Genomic DNA, 16,170 nt, shown 5'->3' on the forward strand with positions numbered 1-16,170 from the left:
GCCGGTCCTGCGCACTGCTCACGCGACGCCCCGGGCGAGCATCGGGCCCAGCGGCGCACCGCCGAGCAGGTGCGCGTGCACGTGGAACACCTCCTGGCCGCCGTACGCGCCGGTGTTGAACATCAGCCGGAAGCCGTCCCCGAGCAGCCCCTCGTCCTCGGCCACCGCGGCGGCCGTGGCCAGCAGCTCACCGGCGAGCGCCGGGTCGCCCTGCCCGAGGGTCGCCACGTCGGCGTAGTGCTCCTTGGGGATGACCAGCACGTGCACCGGGGCCTTCGGGTCGATGTCGCGGAAGGCGAGGGTGGAGTCGGTCTCCCGGACGACGGTGGCCGGGATCTCCCCGGCGACGATGCGGCAGAACAGGCAGTCGGATCCCATCGGGGCATGGTAAGTCGTCGCCAGGCATGATGTGCCGCGTGACTTCACGGGCGGTACTGGTGACGGGAGCCTCGCGCGGCATCGGGCGCGCGGTGGCACGGGCGTTCGCGGCCGGCGGTGACCGGGTGGCGATCCATCACCGGGACTCCGCCGAGGCGGCCGAGGCGGTCCGTGCCGGGCTGCCCGGCGAGGGGCACGTGGTGGTCCGCGCCGACCTGACCGACCCGGACGCGGTCCGGGCGATGGTGGACGAGGCGGCCGAGCTGCTCGGCGGGCTCGACGTGCTGGTGAACAACGCCGGCGTGTACGGCGAGCGGGACGCCCCGCACCCGGTCTTCGGCACCTCGTACGAGCAGTGGCAGCGGCGCTGGCGGCAGGTGCTGGAGACCAACCTGACCGGGGCCGCCAACGTCACCTGGTGCGCCGCGCAGCACCTGCGCGGGCGCGGTGGCCGGATCGTGAACGTCTCCTCCCGGGGTGCGTTCCGGGGCGAGCCCGAGCAGCCCGCGTACGGCGCCAGCAAGGCCGGCCTGAACGCCCTCGGCCAGTCCCTCGCCGTTGCCCTGGCCCCGTACGGCATCGCGGTGGCCACCGTCGCGCCCGGCTTCGTCGAGACCGACATGACCACCGAGCACCTCGCCGGCGAGCGGGGCGAGGCGATCCGGGCGCAGAGCCCGTTCCACCGGGTGGCCCGCCCCGAGGAAATCGCCGCCGCCGTGCACTGGCTGGCCGCCCCCGAGTCCGAGTGGGCCTCCGGCACCATCGTCGACCTCAACGGCGCCTCCCACCTCCGCACCTGACCCGCCCTCCCCTCCCCTCCTCTCCCTCCCCGCACCCCACCGCACCCCACCGCTGCGGCGATCTTGCGGTTACGGTCGGCGATATGCCCGTCTCCACCTGATCCGTCACGGCCGCAAGTGCAAGATCGGCGGGGAGGGAGGGTGGGGTTGCCGGCGGGAGGGAGGGAGGGGTTACCAGCGGGAGAGGCGGGTGGCGAGGACGGTGAGGGCGGCGACGCCGGCCGTGGAGGTGCGCAGCACCGACGGGCCGAGGCGGACGGGGCGGGCACCGGCCTCGGTGAAGGCGGTCAGCTCCACCGGGGCGATGCCACCCTCCGGGCCGACCACCAGCACGATCTCGCCGGTGGTGGGCAACTCCACGGTGGTCAGCCGCTCGTCGGCCTCCTCGTGCAGCACGAACGCCGCACCGGCCCCGGCGATGCGCCGGGCCACCCTGGCGGTGGACTCGTCCGGTGCGCCGGCCACCACCGGCAGCCACGGACGGCGGGCCTGCTTGGCGGCCTCCCGGGCGGTCGCCACCCACTTCTCCCGGGCCCGTACGCCCCGGTCGCCGCGCCACTGCGGCACCGAACGGGACGCCGCCCACGGCACGATCTCGTCGACCCCGACCTCGGTCATCGCCTGCACGGCCAACTCGCCCCGGTCACCCTTGGCGATGCCCTGCACCACCACCAGCCGGGGGACGTCCGCGTCGACGTACCCCCGGGAGGTGACGGTGAGGTCGAGGGTGCCCCGGCCGACGGCACGGACCACCGCGGTGGCCGTGCCGCCCCGACCATCGGCCAGCAACAGCTCCTCGCCGACGCGCAGCCGCTGCACGGTGGCCGCGTGGTGCCCCTCCGGACCGTCCAGGGTCAGCGAGTCGCCGGTGGGCAGCGTGTCGACCAGGAACAGCGGCGCGGACACCTCAGGCGTGCCCGTTGAAGGCGTCGCGCATCCGGGAGAAGAAGCCGCCCTGCTTGGTCAGCTCGGCGACCTCCTCGCCCCGGGTCTTGGCGAAGTCGCGCAGCATCTTCTCCTGGTCGGCGTCGAGCTTGGTCGGAGTCCGCACGTCGAGGTGGACGTAGAGGTCGCCCCGGCCGGTGCCGCGCAGGTGCGGCACGCCACGGGCGCGCAGCCGCAGCGTGCTGCCGGGCTGGGTGCCGGCCTTGACGTCGACCGTCTCCTCGCTGTCGAGGGTCTTGATGGTCAGCCGGGTACCGAGCGCGGCGGCGGTCATCGGCACGGTGACCCGGCAGTGCAGGTCGTCGCCCTTGCGGGAGTACACGTCGTGCGGCCGCTCGTGGATCTCCACATAGAGGTCGCCGGCCGGGCCGCCACCCGGGCCGACCTCACCCTGCTGGGCGAGGCGGATCCGCATCCCGTCCTCGACCCCGGCGGGGATCTTGACGGTCAGCGAGCGGCGGGTCCGCACCCGGCCGTCCCCGGCACAGGTCGGGCAGGGGTGCGGGATGGTGGTGCCGTAGCCCTGGCAGACCGTGCACGGCCGGGCGGAGACCACCTGGCCCAGGAAGGTCCGCTGCACCGACTGCACCTCGCCCCGGCCGCCGCACGCCTCGCAGGTGGCCAGGTGGGTGCCGGCCGCGGTGCCCGCGCCGGAGCAGGTGGTGCAGAGCACGGCGGTGTCGACGGTGATCGGCGCCTCGACGCCGAACGCGGTCTCGTGCAGGTCCAGCTCCAGGCGGAGGATCGCGTCGGCCCCCGGCCGGGTACGCGGACGCGGCCCCCGACCGGCGCCACCGGCGCCGCCGAAGAAGGCGTCCATGATGTCCTGGAACCCGACGAACGGGCCGGCCCCGCCCGGACCGCCCGGGCCCGCGCCACCGCCGCCCGGGGCCAGCGGGTCACCCCCCAGGTCGACGATCTGCCGCTTCCGGTCGTCCGAGAGGACCTCGTACGCGGCGTTGATGTCCTTGAACTTCTCCTGTGCCTCCGGATCCGGATTGACGTCCGGGTGGAACTGCCGCGCCAGCTTGCGGTAGGCGCGCTTGATCTCGTCGTCGGAGGCCTCCCGGCTCACGCCGAGAATGCCGTAGTAGTCCCTGGCCACTGCGTTCGGTGTCCTCATGTTTCGTCTCGCGTTGCGCCGGTCGTCGGCCGGAGCCGGCCATCGGCCCCTGCCCTGGATCAGTTCTGGGCCAGCAGCTCGCCCACGTAGCGTGCCACGGCCCTCACCGTGGCGATGGTGCCGGGGTAGTCCATCCGGGTCGGGCCGAGCACCCCGAGGCCACCGACGATGGTCGCGCCCGGTCCGTACCCGGTGCTGACCACGGAGGCGGCGCGCAGGTTGTCGACCTCGTTCTCGTCGCCGATGAGCACCCGGGTGGTGCTCGGCTCGGCCTCGCCGATCAGCTTGAGGAGCACGACCTCCTCCTCCAGCGCCTCCAGGATGGGACGCAGCGAGCCCTGGAAGTCGAGCAGGCCGCCCCGGGTCAGGTTGGCGGTGCCGGCCAGCGCGATGCGCTCCTCGTGCCGCTCGACCAGCGTCTCCAGCAGCACGGTGGAGAGCGTGGTCATGGCCGGGCGCAACTGCGGGGACGACTCCTCCACCAGCGCCTGGACCAGCGGCGGGGTCTCCGACAGCCGGCTGCCGACCAGCTTCTCGTTGACCAGCCGGCGCAGGTCGGTGACGTGGTCGGCGGGGATCGGCGCGGGCAGCTCGACCAGCCGCTGCTCGACCCGGCCGGTGTCGGCGATCATGACGAGCATCAGCCGGGTGGTGGAGATCGGCACCAGCTCCAGGTGGCGCACCGAGGAACGGGCCAGGCTCGGGTACTGCACCACGGCGACCTGCCGGGTGAGCTGGGCGAGCAGCCGGACGGTGCGGTGCACCACGTCGTCCAGGTCGACCGCGCCGACCAGGAAGCGCTCGATCGCCCGGCGCTCGGCCGGGCTGAGCGGCTTGACCCGGGAGAGCCGGTCGACGAAGAGGCGGTAGCCACGGTCGGTGGGCACCCGGCCGGCGCTGGTGTGCGGCTGCCGGATGTAGCCCTCCTCCTCCAGCACCGCCATGTCGTTGCGGACGGTGGCCGGCGAGACGCCGAGCTGGTGCCGCTCGACCAGGGCCTTGCTGCCGACCGGCTCCTGCGTGGCGACGTAGTCCTCGACGATCGCACGCAGCACGGCGAGCTTGCGGTCGTCGAGACCCATCTCCCCACCTCCTCCACGCGCGTCGGCCCGGAGCAGTCGGGCACCGGGGCTGGCGCCACCGGACCGCACGGGCGGCCGACGCTCTGGCACTCGACTGTACCGAGTGCCAGTCTACGTCGGCGTCCCCGCCGACGCGATGATCAGCGACGGACCACGGGTGCGGCCCGCCGACCGGACCGCCACGGTAGAGCCGATCAGCCGGACAACCTCGGGCGGTGTCGCTCTGGTGCACCGTTGCGGACAGCACCTACCGTGACGTGCATGACTGAACCACCTCGCCCTCCCGGCGCGGGCGGGCCGGACGAACCGACCGCCCCCTTCGGCTCCTCCCACGAGCCGCCCACCGCACCACTGTCCGGGGCACCGGGCGCGGGCGGGTATCCCCCGCCCGGCGGCTATCCGCCACCCACCGGTGACCAGCCGCCGACGGGCGGCTACCCCCCGCCGGGCGGTTATCCCCCACCCGGGGGCTACGACCCGAAGGGCGCCGGCCACCCCACCGGCGGCGCGTACGGCGCTCCTGGTGGCGGCTACACCACCAGCGACGACAAGACCTGGGCGCTCATCGCGCACTTCGGCGGCCCGGTCGGCGTGATCGTCAGCGGTGGCCTGCTCGGCTGGGTGGCGCCGCTGATCGCGAACTCCGCCAAGGGCCAGCAGTCGCCCACCGTTCGGGCGCACGCGCTGCCCGCGCTGAACTTCCAGATCACCTGGGCGATCGCCAACGTGATCGGCTACGTCCTCGCCCTGGTCACCTGCGGAATCCTCTTCTTCGTCCCGATGATCACCGCGCTGGTGCCGATCATCTTCGGCATCATCGGCGGCGTGAAGGCCACCGAGGGTGTCGTCTACCGCTACCCGATGTCCGGCAACTTCGTGAAGTGAGCACCGGCCGGCCGCTCCCCCGGCCGGCCGGGCCCTACCAGAGGCGACAGGTCGCGACACCGCGCCTAGGGCAGCAGGTCGCGGACGACCGCGTCGGCGAGCAGCCGACCGCGCAGCGTGAGCACGGCCCGCCCCGCCGCGTACGCGGCCGGATCGAGCAGGCCCCCGGCGAGTGCCCGGTCGGCCCCCGCCCGCCCGGCTGCGGCCAGGGTGTCCAGCGGCAGACCGGAGGCGAGCCGCAGCCGCAGCATCACGTCCTCCATGTGCGCCTCATCGGCGGTCAGGACCTCCCGGGCCAGGCCGGGTGACTCCCCCACGGCGAGGCGCTTCGCGTACGCGGCGGGATGTTTGACGTTCCACCACCGCACCCCACCGACATGGCTGTGCGCCCCCGGGCCGAGGCCCCACCAGTCCGCACCGGTCCAGTAGAGCAGGTTGTGCCGGCACCGGGCCGCCTCGGACCGGGCCCAGTTCGACACCTCGTACCAGGCGAAACCTGCCGCGTCGAGGGCCTGTTCGGCGGCCAAGTAGCGGTCCGCCGCCACGTCGTCCGAGGGGTACGGCAACTCGCCCCGGCGCATCCGGGCGGCGAGCCGGGTGCCGTCCTCCACGATCAGGGCGTACGCGCTGACGTGGTCGACCCCGGCGGCGACGACCTCGTCCAGCGAGGCGGCGAAGTCCTCCGCGCGTTCCCCCGGTGTGCCGTAGATCAGGTCCAGGTTGACGTGGTCGAACCCGGCGTCGCGCGCCTCCCGGGCGGCGGCGACGGCCCGCCCGGCGCGGTGCGTGCGGTCCAGCACCGCCAGCACGCCGGGGGCGGCGGACTGCATGCCCAGCGAGATCCGGGTGTACCCGGCCGCCCGCAGGGTCTTCAGCGACTCCGGGGTCACCGACTCCGGGTTGGCCTCGGTGGTCACCTCGACGTCGGCGGCCAGCCCCCAGGTGCGGTCGATGCCGTCGAGGATCCGGGCCAGGTCGTCCGCAGGCAGCAGGGTCGGGGTGCCGCCGCCGACGAAGACGGTGTCCACCCGGGGCGGCCGGGCGTCGCCGAGCACCCGGCCGGCGAGTGCCAGCTCGGCGAGCACGGTGTCCGCGTACGACTCGCGGTCCGCGCCGCCACCCAGCTCGGCGGCGGTGTACGTGTTGAAGTCGCAGTAGCCGCAGCGGCTGGCGCAGAACGGGACGTGCACGTACACGCCGAAGCCGCGCGCGCCGACCGCGCGCAGGGCGGTGGCGGGCAGCGCGCCGTCGGCGGGGACGGTCTCGCCATCTGGAAGGACGCCGGGCATGGACACTAGTGTGCCCGGCATGACCTCTCCCGACCGCCTCGTACGGGTCGCCACGGCCCGTGGGGTGACCACGCTCACCCTGGACAGCCCGCACAACCGCAACGCGCTCTCCACCCCGCTGATGACCGAACTGCTGGACGGGATCGCCGCGGCGGTCGCCGACGAGGCGGTCCGGGTGATCGTGCTCGACCACACCGGCCCGGTCTTCTGCTCCGGCGCGGACCTCAAGGAGACGGCGGCCGCGTACGCCAGCGGCACGGTGCCCGCCGGGATGCTCGGCGACGTGCTGGCGGCGGTCTGGGAGTGCCCGAAGCCGGTGCTGGCGAAGGTGGCCGGTCCGGCGCGCGCCGGCGGGCTGGGCCTGATCGCGGCGGCGGACCTGGCGGTCTGTGCCGAGGATGCGACGTTCGCCTTCACCGAGGTGCGGATCGGGGTGGTCCCGGCGGTCATCTCCGCCACCGTGCTGCCCCGGCTGCATTCGCGCGCGGCGGCCGAGCTGTACCTGACCGGGGACACCTTCGACGGCCGGCGGGCCGCCGAGATCGGCCTGGCGACCGCCGCGGTGCCGGCCGACGGGCTGGACGAGGCGGTGCGGCGGTACTGCGCCTCGCTGGTGCGCGGCGCGCCGAAGGCCCTCGCCGGGGCGAAGGATCTGCTGCGCCGCCCGGCCGTCACCGACCTGCGCGCCGAGATCGCCGGGCTCTCCGCGATCTCCACCGGCTACTTCCTCTCGGACGAGGGCCGCGAGGGCGTGCTGGCCTTCCGGGAGAAGAGGAAGGCGGCCTGGGTGCCGGTGGACTGATCCCGTTTCGCGCCGTTGCTCCCGGGAACGTGAACCGGTCGGCCGACCCCGTTCGGGTTTTCGGGACGTACGCTTGGGGACCGTGAAACAGGAGGTGCGGGTGCGGAATCGGGCAATCGTGGCAGCCGGTGTCGTGGTCGCGGTGATCGCCCTGCTCGGCGTCTACGCCGTCCGACAACTCGTCGGAAGCGGCCTGCGGATTCCCATCGCGAGCCGCACCTGCACCGTCCAGGCCGACGGCAGGGTGCTGCTCGACGCCGACCAGATGGCCAACGCCGCCACGATCGCCGCGATCGGCATCCAGCGCGAGATGCCCGAGCGGGCCGTGGTCGTGGCGTTGGCCACCGCGTACCAGGAGTCGGGCCTGCGCAACCTCTCGTACGGTGACCGGGACTCGCTCGGCCTCTTCCAGCAGCGACCCAGCCAGGGCTGGGGCACCCCGGCGCAGATCCAGGACCAGCGGTACGCGGCAAACCGGTTCTACGCCGCGCTGAAGAAGGTGCGCGGCTGGGAGAAGATGCGGGTCACCGACGCGGCGCAGGCCGTCCAGCGGTCGGCCTACCCCACCGCGTACCAGAAGTGGGCGGACGAGTCGGAGGTGCTGACCCGCGCCCTGCTCGGCGAGGCGACCGGCGCGGTGGCCTGCACCGTGGGCCGTACGCCCGCGATGCGGGGCGAGGCGGCGGCCGCCGCGCTGACCCGCGGCCTCACGCTGGACTGGGGGCTGGCCGGGGCCGGCCCGGCGGCCGAACTGACCGGGCTCACCGTGCCGGCCGCCGACCCCCGCGACGGCTGGCGGTACGCGCACTGGCTGGTGTCGCACGCCACCGACCACGGGGTGAAGCGGGTCCGTTTCGCCGGCCAGGAGTGGACCGCCGAGGACGGCATTTGGACCAGGGTCTCCGGCGGCCGTTCGGCCGAGGCGCAGGTGCTGGCGGAGGTCTTCGCCGAGCGCTGATCAGGGGCGGGCGCCGGCCACCCGGCGGCGGACCTTCTCCAGCACCGGCTCGGGCAGGTCGGTGGCGTCGAGCAGCCGGGGCAGCAGCTCGGGCTCCAGGCTCATCGCCCGGAACACCTCGCCGATGGTGACGCCGTGCGCGGGCCGGTCCAGCACCTCGACCGGGTCACCCGCGCCGATCTCCCCCTCGCGCAGCACCCGCAGGTACGCCCCGGGCGCCGCCCGGGCGGTGAACCGCTTGATCAGGTCGGGTACGCCCCAGAAGCCGGCGAAGGTGGCACACGGGGTACGCGGCTTGGTCACCTGGAGGACGGCCGAGCCGACCGCCCACCGCTCGCCGATCACCGCGCCGGTCACGTCCACCGCCCAGGTGGTCAGGTTCTCGCCGAGGCCGCCGGGCGCGACGGTGCGGCCCAACTCCGCCGACCACCACTCGGCGTCCTCCGCCGCGTACGCGTAGACCGCCTGGTCGGGGCCGCCGTGGTGGGCCCGCTCCCCGATGAAGTCGCCGGCGACCCCGGCGAAGCGCACCGGCACCGGCCCGTCGGCCGGTCGCTTGTCGATCCCGCTGCGGCCGCTCGCGTCGCCCGCCCACTCCGCCTCGGTCACCAAGCCGAGGTTCACCGCCGCCACCCTGCCCGTCATGGCCGAGAGCCTAGTCAGCCCTTGACCGCGCCGGCGACCAGCCCGGAGACCATCCGGCGCTGCACCAGCAGGAAGAAGACGATCACCGGAAGGGTGAAGAGCGTCGAGGCGGCCATCACCGAACCCCAGGCGGTGTCGTCGCGGCCGAAGAAGAACGTCATCGCCACTGGCAGGGTGTAGCGGTCCTGGTCGTTGACGAAGGTCAACGCGAAGATCAGCTCGTTCCAGGCGGTGATGAAGGAGAAGATGCTGGTCGCCACGAGTCCGGGCGCGACCAGCGGGAAGAGGATCCGGCGGAAGGTCTGCGCGCGGCTGGCCCCGTCGATAGCCGCTGCCTCCTCCAGTTCTCTGGGCACCGCGGCGACGAAACCGCGCAGCATCCAGATCGCGAAGGGCAACGAGAAGCCCAGGTACGTCAGGATCAGGCTGGGCAGGGTGTTGTAGAGGCCGAGCCGCTGGATCATCAGGAACAGCGGGATGACCAGCGCCTCCAGCGGGATCATCTGCACCACCAGCAGCATGATCAGGAAACTGGTGCGCAGCTTGAACCGGAACCGGGCCACCGCGGTGGCGGCCAGCAGCGCGACCAGGCCGCTGAGCAGCACCGTGCTCACCGCGACGATGGCGCTGTTGAGGAAGAAGTCGGCGAAGGTCACGCCGGGGATCAGGTTGCCGGTGAGGATCTCCCGGTAGTGCGCCAGCGTCGGCTCGGCCGGCACCGGTCGCGGCGTGGTCGAGAAGATCTCCTCGTTCGGCTTCAGCGACGTGGCGATCATCCAGTAGACGGGGAACGCCGCGAAGAGCGCCACGAGCAGGCCCGCGCCGTTGAGGGCGACCTTCTTCACTACTCGTCCTCCTGCCTGAGCACCATCCGGACGTAGAGACCGGTCACCACCAGCAGGATCAGCGTGAGGATGACCGCGATCGCCGAGCCCACGCCGTACTTGGGCGGCGGCGAGAACGCCTCGGCGTACGAATAGATGGAGAGCATGAACGTGGGCCGGTCCTGGGTGCCGCCGGCCAGCACGAACTGCTGGGTGAAGACCTTGAAGTCCCAGATGGTGGAGAGCACCACCAGGATGCCGAAGACCGGTCGCAGCAGTGGGAAGGTGATCTTCCAGAACACCTTCCACGGGCCGGCGCCGTCGACCCGGGCCGCCTCGTGCAGCTCGCTCGGCACGCTCTTCAGCCCGGCCAGCACGCTCACCGCGATGAACGGGAACGAGTGCCAGACCACCACCAGGGTCAGGATGGCGAAGAAGAGCAGCGGGGAGTTGAACCAGCCGTAGCCGGTCCAGTCGCTTTGCCCGAAAAGCGCCTGCGACAGCCCGTCGGGCAGTTTGTTGAACAGCCAGGTGACCAGGCCGCTGGTGTCGTCGAAGATCCACTTCCAGACGATGGTGCCGGTCAGCGCCGGCGTCGCCCAGGCGAGCATCACGCAGCTCGCCACGAAGGTGGCCATCTTCCTGCCGAGCCGGTTGAGCAGGAGCCCGACCAGGGTGCCGAGGATCATCGTCAGCGCCACGTTCGCCGCGGCGAACAGCACCGTGTTGCGCAGCACCGTACGGAAGAACGGGTCGGCGAGGATCTGGGTGTAGTTGGCCAGCCCGACCCAGGGCCACTCGCGGTCGCCGCGCAACTGCCGGACGCTGTCCAGCTTGTAGAACGACATCGCCACCACCTGGCCCAGCGGCCAGAGCAGCAGCACCCCGACGACCACCAGGCAGGGCAGCAGGAGCAGATACGGCAGGCGGTCCACGCGGGGCCGCCGCCGCGCGGGGGTCTCCCGCGCGGCGGCCGTCCCGGTGTCCTCGGTCAGCGTGGTCACTTGGCGTTGAGGATGCTTTCCATCTCGGCGGCCGCGTCGGTGGTGGCCTGTTCGACCGTCTTCTGCCCCTTCATCACGGAACTGTTCATCGCCTGGGTCACCGTCTTGGTCCGGCTGACCTCGACCCACTTCGGGGTGAGCGGGGTGACCTTGGTGTTCTGCATGGTGGTGGCGAACGCCGCCATCAGCTTGTCGTTGGCGTAGTCACCGCTGGCGACCAGGTCCGAGTAGACCGGGAAGAAGCCGAGGCTGCCGGCGAAGCTCTGCGCGTTCTTCTTGTTCAGCAGGACGGTCAGGTAGTCCCAGGCCAGGTCCTGCTTCTTGCTGTCCTGCCAGAGGGCGATGTCCGAGCCACCGGCGAAGGCCGGGGCCGGCCTGCCGTCCGGGCCGGGGATGGGGAAGGTGCCCCAGACCTTCTCGATCTCGGGGTTGTCCTTCTTGATCGCGCCGGCCTGCCAGCTGCCCCCGAAGGCCATCGCCGCCTTGCCGGTGGCGAACTGGGTACGGGCGTCGATCTCGTTCCAGCCGGCGGCGGCCGGCGGTGCGATCTTGTGCACGGTCACCATGTCGGTCCAGAACTTGACCGCCTTCTGGGCCTCCGGCGTGGTGTAACCGGACTTCCAGCTGCCGCCCTGGTTGGTGGCGATCTCGCCGCCGGCGCCCCAGAGGAAGGAGTAGAAGGGCAGCTCGGAGTTGCCGGGCAGGGCGATGCCGTAGGTGCCCGGCTTCTTGGCCTGCACCGCCTTGGCGGCGGCGACCAGCTCTTCCCAGTTCTTCGGCGGCTGCACGCCGGCCTCGGCGAACCAGTCGGTGCGGTAGTAGATGGCGCGGACGCCGGCGTACCACGGGACGCCGTACTGCTTGCCGTCGAGCTGCGCGTTCTTCACGAGGTCGGGCAGGATGTCCTTGCTCTCGGCCCAGCCGGACATCCGGCCGCTGACGTCGGCGAGCGCCTCCTGGGCGGCCCAGCCCTGGGTCTCGGTGTTGCCGAGCTCGGTGACGTCCGGGCCCTCACCGCCGGCGAGCGCCGCCTGGAACTTCTTCGGCGCCTCCAGCCAGGGGATGTACTGCACCACCACGTCGGTGTCGGGGTGCTTCTGCCGGAACTCGGTCTCGACGCCGTCGAGGAACTTCGTCTGGGCGTCGCTCCCCTCGCCCATCATCCAGACCGTCAGCTTGCTGTTGTCGGCCGCCTCGTCGTCGCCCGAGCCTCCGCATCCGGCGAGCACCATCGCGGCCGAGGCCACGACGGCGGTGACCGGAGCCAGCCGCTTCCACCTGTTCACGCCACTTCTCCCTCGCGCCGTCTGGCACTAACCTTCTCTGCCGCACCCTAGTAGGAAAAATTCCTTTACGACAGGGGTGGCGACGGGCGAGGCGACCGTACCGCAGCCGGCGAGGTGTGGGGCAGACCCGCGAGCCACCCCGCGGGTACGCGCAACGGGCGTCCGACCTGACGGTCGGACGCCCGTTCGACGAACGTTTCGGCTGCTTACCGGTGGGTGACGCTGCGGCGGCGACCCACGCCGGCCACCAGGGCCACGGCGATGGCGGCGAGCACGACCTGCACCAGCAGCTCGCCCCAGTCGATGCCGGCGGTCTCGGTCGCGATGCCCATGGCACGGGCGAGCACCGTACCCAGCAGAGCGGCACCGATACCGATCAGCATGTGCAGCCAGATCGGCATGTTCTGGCGCCCCGGCACGACCAGGCGGCCCAGAGCGCCGACGATGAGACCGACCACGATGGCGGTGATGATGCCCCAGACGGTGAACTCCACGACCGTCCTCCTTCTCTAGGTATGTCACACGATGTGTGGTTCCTGTCGTGGTCGATAGGTTCCCGAACCCGCCGAATCCCAAACCGACTCACCCGCCCGGGCGTCGTCCGACGTCGATCCACCCGGCCCGCGTCGCTTACTCCCGGTGCAGGCAAATCGCAGTTCAGAGGGGATGTCGAGCCGCACCGACGGGGTCATCGAGCGGCTGAGGACAACCTGGGAAAACTGGGAGGACGCTGGGAGCGCGGACCGGAAGCGGCCGACACCCGCCCTGTCGGGAGGTGCCGGCCGTGACTCGTCGTGTCGGCGGACGCTACTTCTTGCCGGGCGCCTTGCCGTCCCCGGAGTCGGAGGAGAGGGCGGCGATGAAGGCCTCCTGGGGAACCTCCACCCGGCCGACCATCTTCATCCGCTTCTTGCCTTCCTTCTGCTTCTCCAGCAGCTTGCGCTTACGGCTGATGTCACCGCCGTAGCACTTGGCGAGGACGTCCTTGCGGATGGCGCGGATGGTCTCCCGGGCGATCACCCGGCTGCCGATCGCAGCCTGGATCGGCACCTCGAACTGCTGGCGCGGGATCAGGTTGCGCAGCTTCGCGGCGATCGTGGTGCCGTACGAGTACGCCTTGTCCTTGTGCACGATCGCGCTGAACGCGTCCACCGGCTCGCCGTGCAGGAGGATGTCCACCTTGACCAGGTCGGACGCCTGCTCGCCGGAGGGCTCGTAGTCCAGCGACGCGTACCCCTTCGTCCGGCTCTTGAGCTGGTCGAAGAAGTCGAAGATGATCTCCGCCAGGGGCAGCGTGTAGCGCAGCTCCACCCGGTCGGCGGAGAGGTAGTCCATGCCCAGCAGGTTGCCCCGGCGGCCCTGACAGAGCTCCATCACCGCGCCGACGTAGTCGTTCGGGGTGAGCACGGTGGCCCGCACCGTCGGCTCGTACACCTCGGCGATCTTGCCGGTCGGGTACTCGCTCGGGTTGGTGACCACGACCTCCTCGCCGTCCTCCTGGATGGCCCGGTAGACCACGTTGGGCGCGGTCGAGATGAGATCCAGGTTGAACTCACGCTCCAGCCGCTCCCGGATGATCTCCAGGTGCAGCAGGCCGAGGAAGCCGCAACGGAAGCCGAACCCGAGCGCGCCCGAGGTCTCCGGCTCGTACACCAGCGCCGCGTCGTTGAGCTTGAGCTTGTCGAGCGCGTCGCGCAGGTTCGGGTAGTCCGAGCCGTCGATCGGGTAGAGGCCCGAGTAGACCATCGGCTTCGGGTCCTTGTAGCCGCCCAGGGCCTCGGTCGCCGGCCGGGAGTTGATGGTGACCGTGTCACCGACCCGGGACTGCCGGACGTCCTTCACGCCGGTGATCAGGTAGCCCACCTCGCCGACGCCGAGCGCGTCGGCCTTCACCATCTCCGGCGAGATGACACCGATCTCCAGCAGCTCGTGCACCGCGGCGGTGGACATCATCTTGATCCGGTCACGGGCGCTGATCCGCCCGTCGATCACCCGGACGTAGGTGACCACGCCCCGGTAGACGTCGTACACCGAGTCGAAGATCATCGCCCGGGCGGGCGCCTCGGCGTCGCCGACCGGCGGCCTGAACTGCCGGACGATCTCGTCGAGCAGGTACGGCACGCCCGCGCCGGTCTTGCCGGAGACCTTGATGCAGTCCGCCGGATCGCCGCCGATCAGGTGGGCCAGCTCCTCGGCGTACTTCTCGGGCTGGGCGGCCGGCAGGTCGATCTTGTTGAGCACCGGGATGATGTGCAGGTCGTTCTCGAGCGCCAGGTAGAGGTTGGCCAGCGTCTGTGCCTCGATCCCCTGAGCGGCGTCGACCAGCAGGATCGCGCCCTCGCAGGCGGCCAGCGAGCGGGACACCTCGTAGGTGAAGTCGACGTGGCCCGGGGTGTCGATCATGTTGAGCACGGCCTGCTCACCGGCCCGGTCGCCCTCCCGGATGGTCCACGGCATCCGGACGGCCTGGCTCTTGATGGTGATGCCACGCTCGCGCTCGATGTCCATCCGGTCGAGGTACTGCGCGCGCATCTGCCGGGGATCGACCACACCGGTGAGCTGCAGCATCCGGTCGGCCAGGGTCGACTTCCCGTGGTCGATGTGGGCGATGATGCAGAAGTTCCTGATGCGCGCCGGGTCGGTGGCACCAGGAGCGTTCGCGCCGGGATCGAGCGTCGGTGGCACAGCGGTCCGTTCTGGTCGGCTGACGTGAGCGGGCCGACGCGCCGCCGGCCCCCTCTATGCTCCCACGTCGCTCGGGAAGCGGTCCGATCACTCCTGGGGGTGCCCCCGACCCGCGCCGGGCCGGCCGGCGCCCGCAGCGGCCGTGCGGCCCGACGGCGCGGGTACGCGACCGGCCGGTGGCCGCCCGGCGGAGGGCCGGCCACTGCGGGTGGCCGCCCGGCGAGGGCGACCACTGCGCCGGCCGCCCCACCCACTCCGCCGGCGGTTCGACACTCACTCGGCCGGCGGCTCGACGAAGAGCGCCGCCAGCCGGGGCAGCCGCCGGCGGGCCTCGTCCTCGTCGTCGAAGTCCCAGAAGTCGTTGAGGTCCGGCACCGCGACCGGGTCGCGCTCCGCCGGCAGTTCGGTCGCGGTCGCCTTCCGGTACGCCTGCCAGGGCACCGCCAGCATGTCCTCGCACTCGAACTCCTCGCCGCTGAGCGCGGCGGCCCGGACGCGCGGCAGCTCCGCCAGCGAGTCGGGGTCGCCGACCGCCCTGGCGAAGACCGCCCGGCCCTGGGTCATCAGCCAGCCCCGGAAGTACTCGAAGCCGTCGTCGGAGGCGCCGCCGTTGATCAGGTAGGCCGCGCCCCACAGGTCGACCCGGTACGAGGCGGCGAGCACCCGCCGCTGGTGGTGGGCGTACCCGACGATCTCCTCCGGGTCACGCTCGGCGAGCAGGGCGACCGCGCGGGCGGCGACCGCCTCGGGCTCGCCCCCGGCACCGGTCCGGGCCTGGTCGATCAGGTGCCAGAAGTCGTCGGTCCTCATGGCCTGGCAGTCTCCCAGACCCACTCCCGACCCCGACCCGGCAGCGGGAAGATGGCGACGAGTCGCGGGTACCGGCGGGCCAGCTCGACCCGGTCGCCGAGGTCCCACCGCTCGTCGGTGGGATCGGGCGAGGAACTCAGCTCCCGCCCTCGGGCCTCGACGGCCTCGTCCAAGCCCTCCTCACCGGTGACCCGTTCGTACGCCTCGTCCGCGACGTAGTCCAGGCACTCCCACTCCGGCCACTCGTCCTCCGCCCACTCACGCGGGCCACGCCCGGCCAGTCGACGCACCTGCGGGACGTCGGCGAGCGCGTCCGGGTCGTCGACGACCCGCTCGAAGACCGACCGGCCGAGCCCGACCACCCAGGCCTGGAAGTAGTGGAAGCCGTCGTCCGAGCAGAGGCCGCCGCAGATCAGCAGCGCCGCGCCCCAGTGTCGCCAGGTGTCGACCAGGCCCCGTAGCTCATCGAGCCGAACGGCGAAGTCCACCACCTCGCCGACGGGCCGCTCGGCCAGGCGGTCGGTGAGCCAGGCCAGCCGCTCGTCGGGGTCGGCGGCGACGGCGGCGGACCTCTCGATCAACGTCCAGAACTCGTCCACATGCACGGGACGGATGCTGCCAACGCGGTACGACAGACGCCCGCGGGGCCCGGCT

The 16,170-nt window shown here is 72.1% G+C and carries 17 protein-coding genes; 4 read left to right on the top strand and 13 right to left on the bottom strand.

Features of this window, described 5'->3' with window-relative positions; translation table 11 throughout:
- Positions 1-18 precede the first annotated feature (18 nt).
- Positions 19-378 carry a histidine triad nucleotide-binding protein gene (locus GA0070560_RS21560; protein ID WP_091300827.1) on the bottom strand — a complete coding sequence of 120 codons (360 nt, stop codon included), beginning with the start codon at positions 376-378 and terminating at the stop codon, positions 19-21.
- 38 nt (positions 379-416) lie between these two features.
- On the opposite strand from GA0070560_RS21560, the gene GA0070560_RS21565 reads away from it, so the two are divergent.
- Positions 417-1,178, top strand: coding sequence for an SDR family oxidoreductase (locus tag GA0070560_RS21565; protein WP_091300829.1), 762 nt, complete (start codon positions 417-419; stop codon positions 1,176-1,178).
- Between the two features lie 171 nt (positions 1,179-1,349).
- Here GA0070560_RS21565 and GA0070560_RS21570 read toward each other — a convergent pair whose 3' ends face one another.
- The 3 genes from GA0070560_RS21570 to hrcA all read right to left on the bottom strand — a co-directional run bounded on the left by GA0070560_RS21570 (position 1,350) and on the right by hrcA (position 4,328).
- Positions 1,350-2,084, bottom strand: coding sequence for a 16S rRNA (uracil(1498)-N(3))-methyltransferase (locus tag GA0070560_RS21570; RefSeq protein WP_091300831.1), 735 nt, complete (start codon positions 2,082-2,084; stop codon positions 1,350-1,352).
- A gap of 1 nt (position 2,085) precedes the next feature.
- Positions 2,086-3,228 carry a molecular chaperone DnaJ gene (gene dnaJ, locus GA0070560_RS21575; protein WP_170839520.1) on the bottom strand — a complete coding sequence of 381 codons (1,143 nt, stop codon included), beginning with the start codon at positions 3,226-3,228 and terminating at the stop codon, positions 2,086-2,088.
- 77 nt (positions 3,229-3,305) lie between these two features.
- The gene (gene hrcA, locus GA0070560_RS21580; protein WP_091300834.1) at positions 3,306-4,328 is read right to left on the bottom strand and encodes a heat-inducible transcriptional repressor HrcA; all 1,023 of its coding nucleotides are present in this window, start codon (positions 4,326-4,328) and stop codon (positions 3,306-3,308) included.
- Between the two features lie 261 nt (positions 4,329-4,589).
- Here hrcA and GA0070560_RS21585 point away from each other — a divergent pair, with 261 nt between their 5' ends.
- Positions 4,590-5,213, top strand: a complete 624-nt coding sequence (locus GA0070560_RS21585) for a DUF4870 domain-containing protein (RefSeq protein ID WP_091300836.1) — start codon at positions 4,590-4,592, stop codon at positions 5,211-5,213.
- Positions 5,214-5,278: 65 nt separating this feature from the next.
- Here the strand turns inward: GA0070560_RS21585 and hemW are convergent, their stop codons facing one another.
- Positions 5,279-6,502 (bottom strand): radical SAM family heme chaperone HemW, encoded by a 1,224-nt coding sequence (gene hemW, locus GA0070560_RS21590; RefSeq protein ID WP_170839517.1) that lies wholly within the window; start codon positions 6,500-6,502, stop codon positions 5,279-5,281.
- Positions 6,503-6,521: 19 nt separating this feature from the next.
- Here hemW and GA0070560_RS21595 point away from each other — a divergent pair, with 19 nt between their 5' ends.
- Entirely contained in the window at positions 6,522-7,304 is a 783-nt protein-coding gene (locus tag GA0070560_RS21595) for an enoyl-CoA hydratase-related protein (RefSeq protein ID WP_091300974.1), read from the top strand.
- Between the two features lie 94 nt (positions 7,305-7,398).
- Positions 7,399-8,262, top strand: coding sequence for a hypothetical protein (locus GA0070560_RS21600; RefSeq protein ID WP_091300841.1), 864 nt, complete (start codon positions 7,399-7,401; stop codon positions 8,260-8,262).
- On the opposite strand, the gene GA0070560_RS21605 is transcribed toward GA0070560_RS21600, so the two are convergent.
- The 8 genes from GA0070560_RS21605 to GA0070560_RS21640 form a co-directional block, all read right to left on the bottom strand.
- The gene (locus GA0070560_RS21605; protein ID WP_091300843.1) at positions 8,263-8,907 is read right to left on the bottom strand and encodes an MOSC domain-containing protein; all 645 of its coding nucleotides are present in this window, start codon (positions 8,905-8,907) and stop codon (positions 8,263-8,265) included.
- Positions 8,908-8,921: 14 nt separating this feature from the next.
- A complete protein-coding gene (locus GA0070560_RS21610) occupies positions 8,922-9,752 on the bottom strand; it encodes a carbohydrate ABC transporter permease (protein WP_091300845.1) in 831 nt (276 codons plus the stop codon).
- On the bottom strand, positions 9,752-10,735 hold the full coding sequence (locus tag GA0070560_RS21615) for a carbohydrate ABC transporter permease (protein WP_091300847.1): 984 nt from the start codon (positions 10,733-10,735) through the stop codon (positions 9,752-9,754). The genes GA0070560_RS21610 and GA0070560_RS21615 overlap by 1 nt, the downstream gene beginning before the upstream one ends.
- The gene (locus GA0070560_RS21620; RefSeq protein WP_091300849.1) at positions 10,732-12,021 is read right to left on the bottom strand and encodes a sugar ABC transporter substrate-binding protein; all 1,290 of its coding nucleotides are present in this window, start codon (positions 12,019-12,021) and stop codon (positions 10,732-10,734) included. The genes GA0070560_RS21615 and GA0070560_RS21620 overlap by 4 nt, the downstream gene beginning before the upstream one ends.
- Positions 12,022-12,227: 206 nt before the next feature.
- On the bottom strand, positions 12,228-12,515 hold the full coding sequence (locus GA0070560_RS21625) for a GlsB/YeaQ/YmgE family stress response membrane protein (RefSeq protein WP_091300851.1): 288 nt from the start codon (positions 12,513-12,515) through the stop codon (positions 12,228-12,230).
- 313 nt (positions 12,516-12,828) lie between these two features.
- The gene (gene lepA, locus GA0070560_RS21630) at positions 12,829-14,706 is read right to left on the bottom strand and encodes a translation elongation factor 4 (protein WP_091300853.1); all 1,878 of its coding nucleotides are present in this window, start codon (positions 14,704-14,706) and stop codon (positions 12,829-12,831) included.
- 273 nt (positions 14,707-14,979) lie between these two features.
- Positions 14,980-15,516, bottom strand: a complete 537-nt coding sequence (locus GA0070560_RS21635) for a DUF4240 domain-containing protein (RefSeq protein ID WP_091300856.1) — start codon at positions 15,514-15,516, stop codon at positions 14,980-14,982.
- Complete coding sequence (locus GA0070560_RS21640) at positions 15,513-16,121, bottom strand: DUF4240 domain-containing protein (protein ID WP_091300858.1); 609 nt, start codon at positions 16,119-16,121, stop codon at positions 15,513-15,515. The genes GA0070560_RS21635 and GA0070560_RS21640 overlap by 4 nt, the downstream gene beginning before the upstream one ends.
- Positions 16,122-16,170: the final 49 nt, after the last annotated feature.

It is taken from the genome of Micromonospora halophytica, from assembly GCF_900090245.1.
In the GTDB taxonomy this organism is placed as follows: Bacteria; Actinomycetota; Actinomycetes; order Mycobacteriales; family Micromonosporaceae; genus Micromonospora; species Micromonospora halophytica.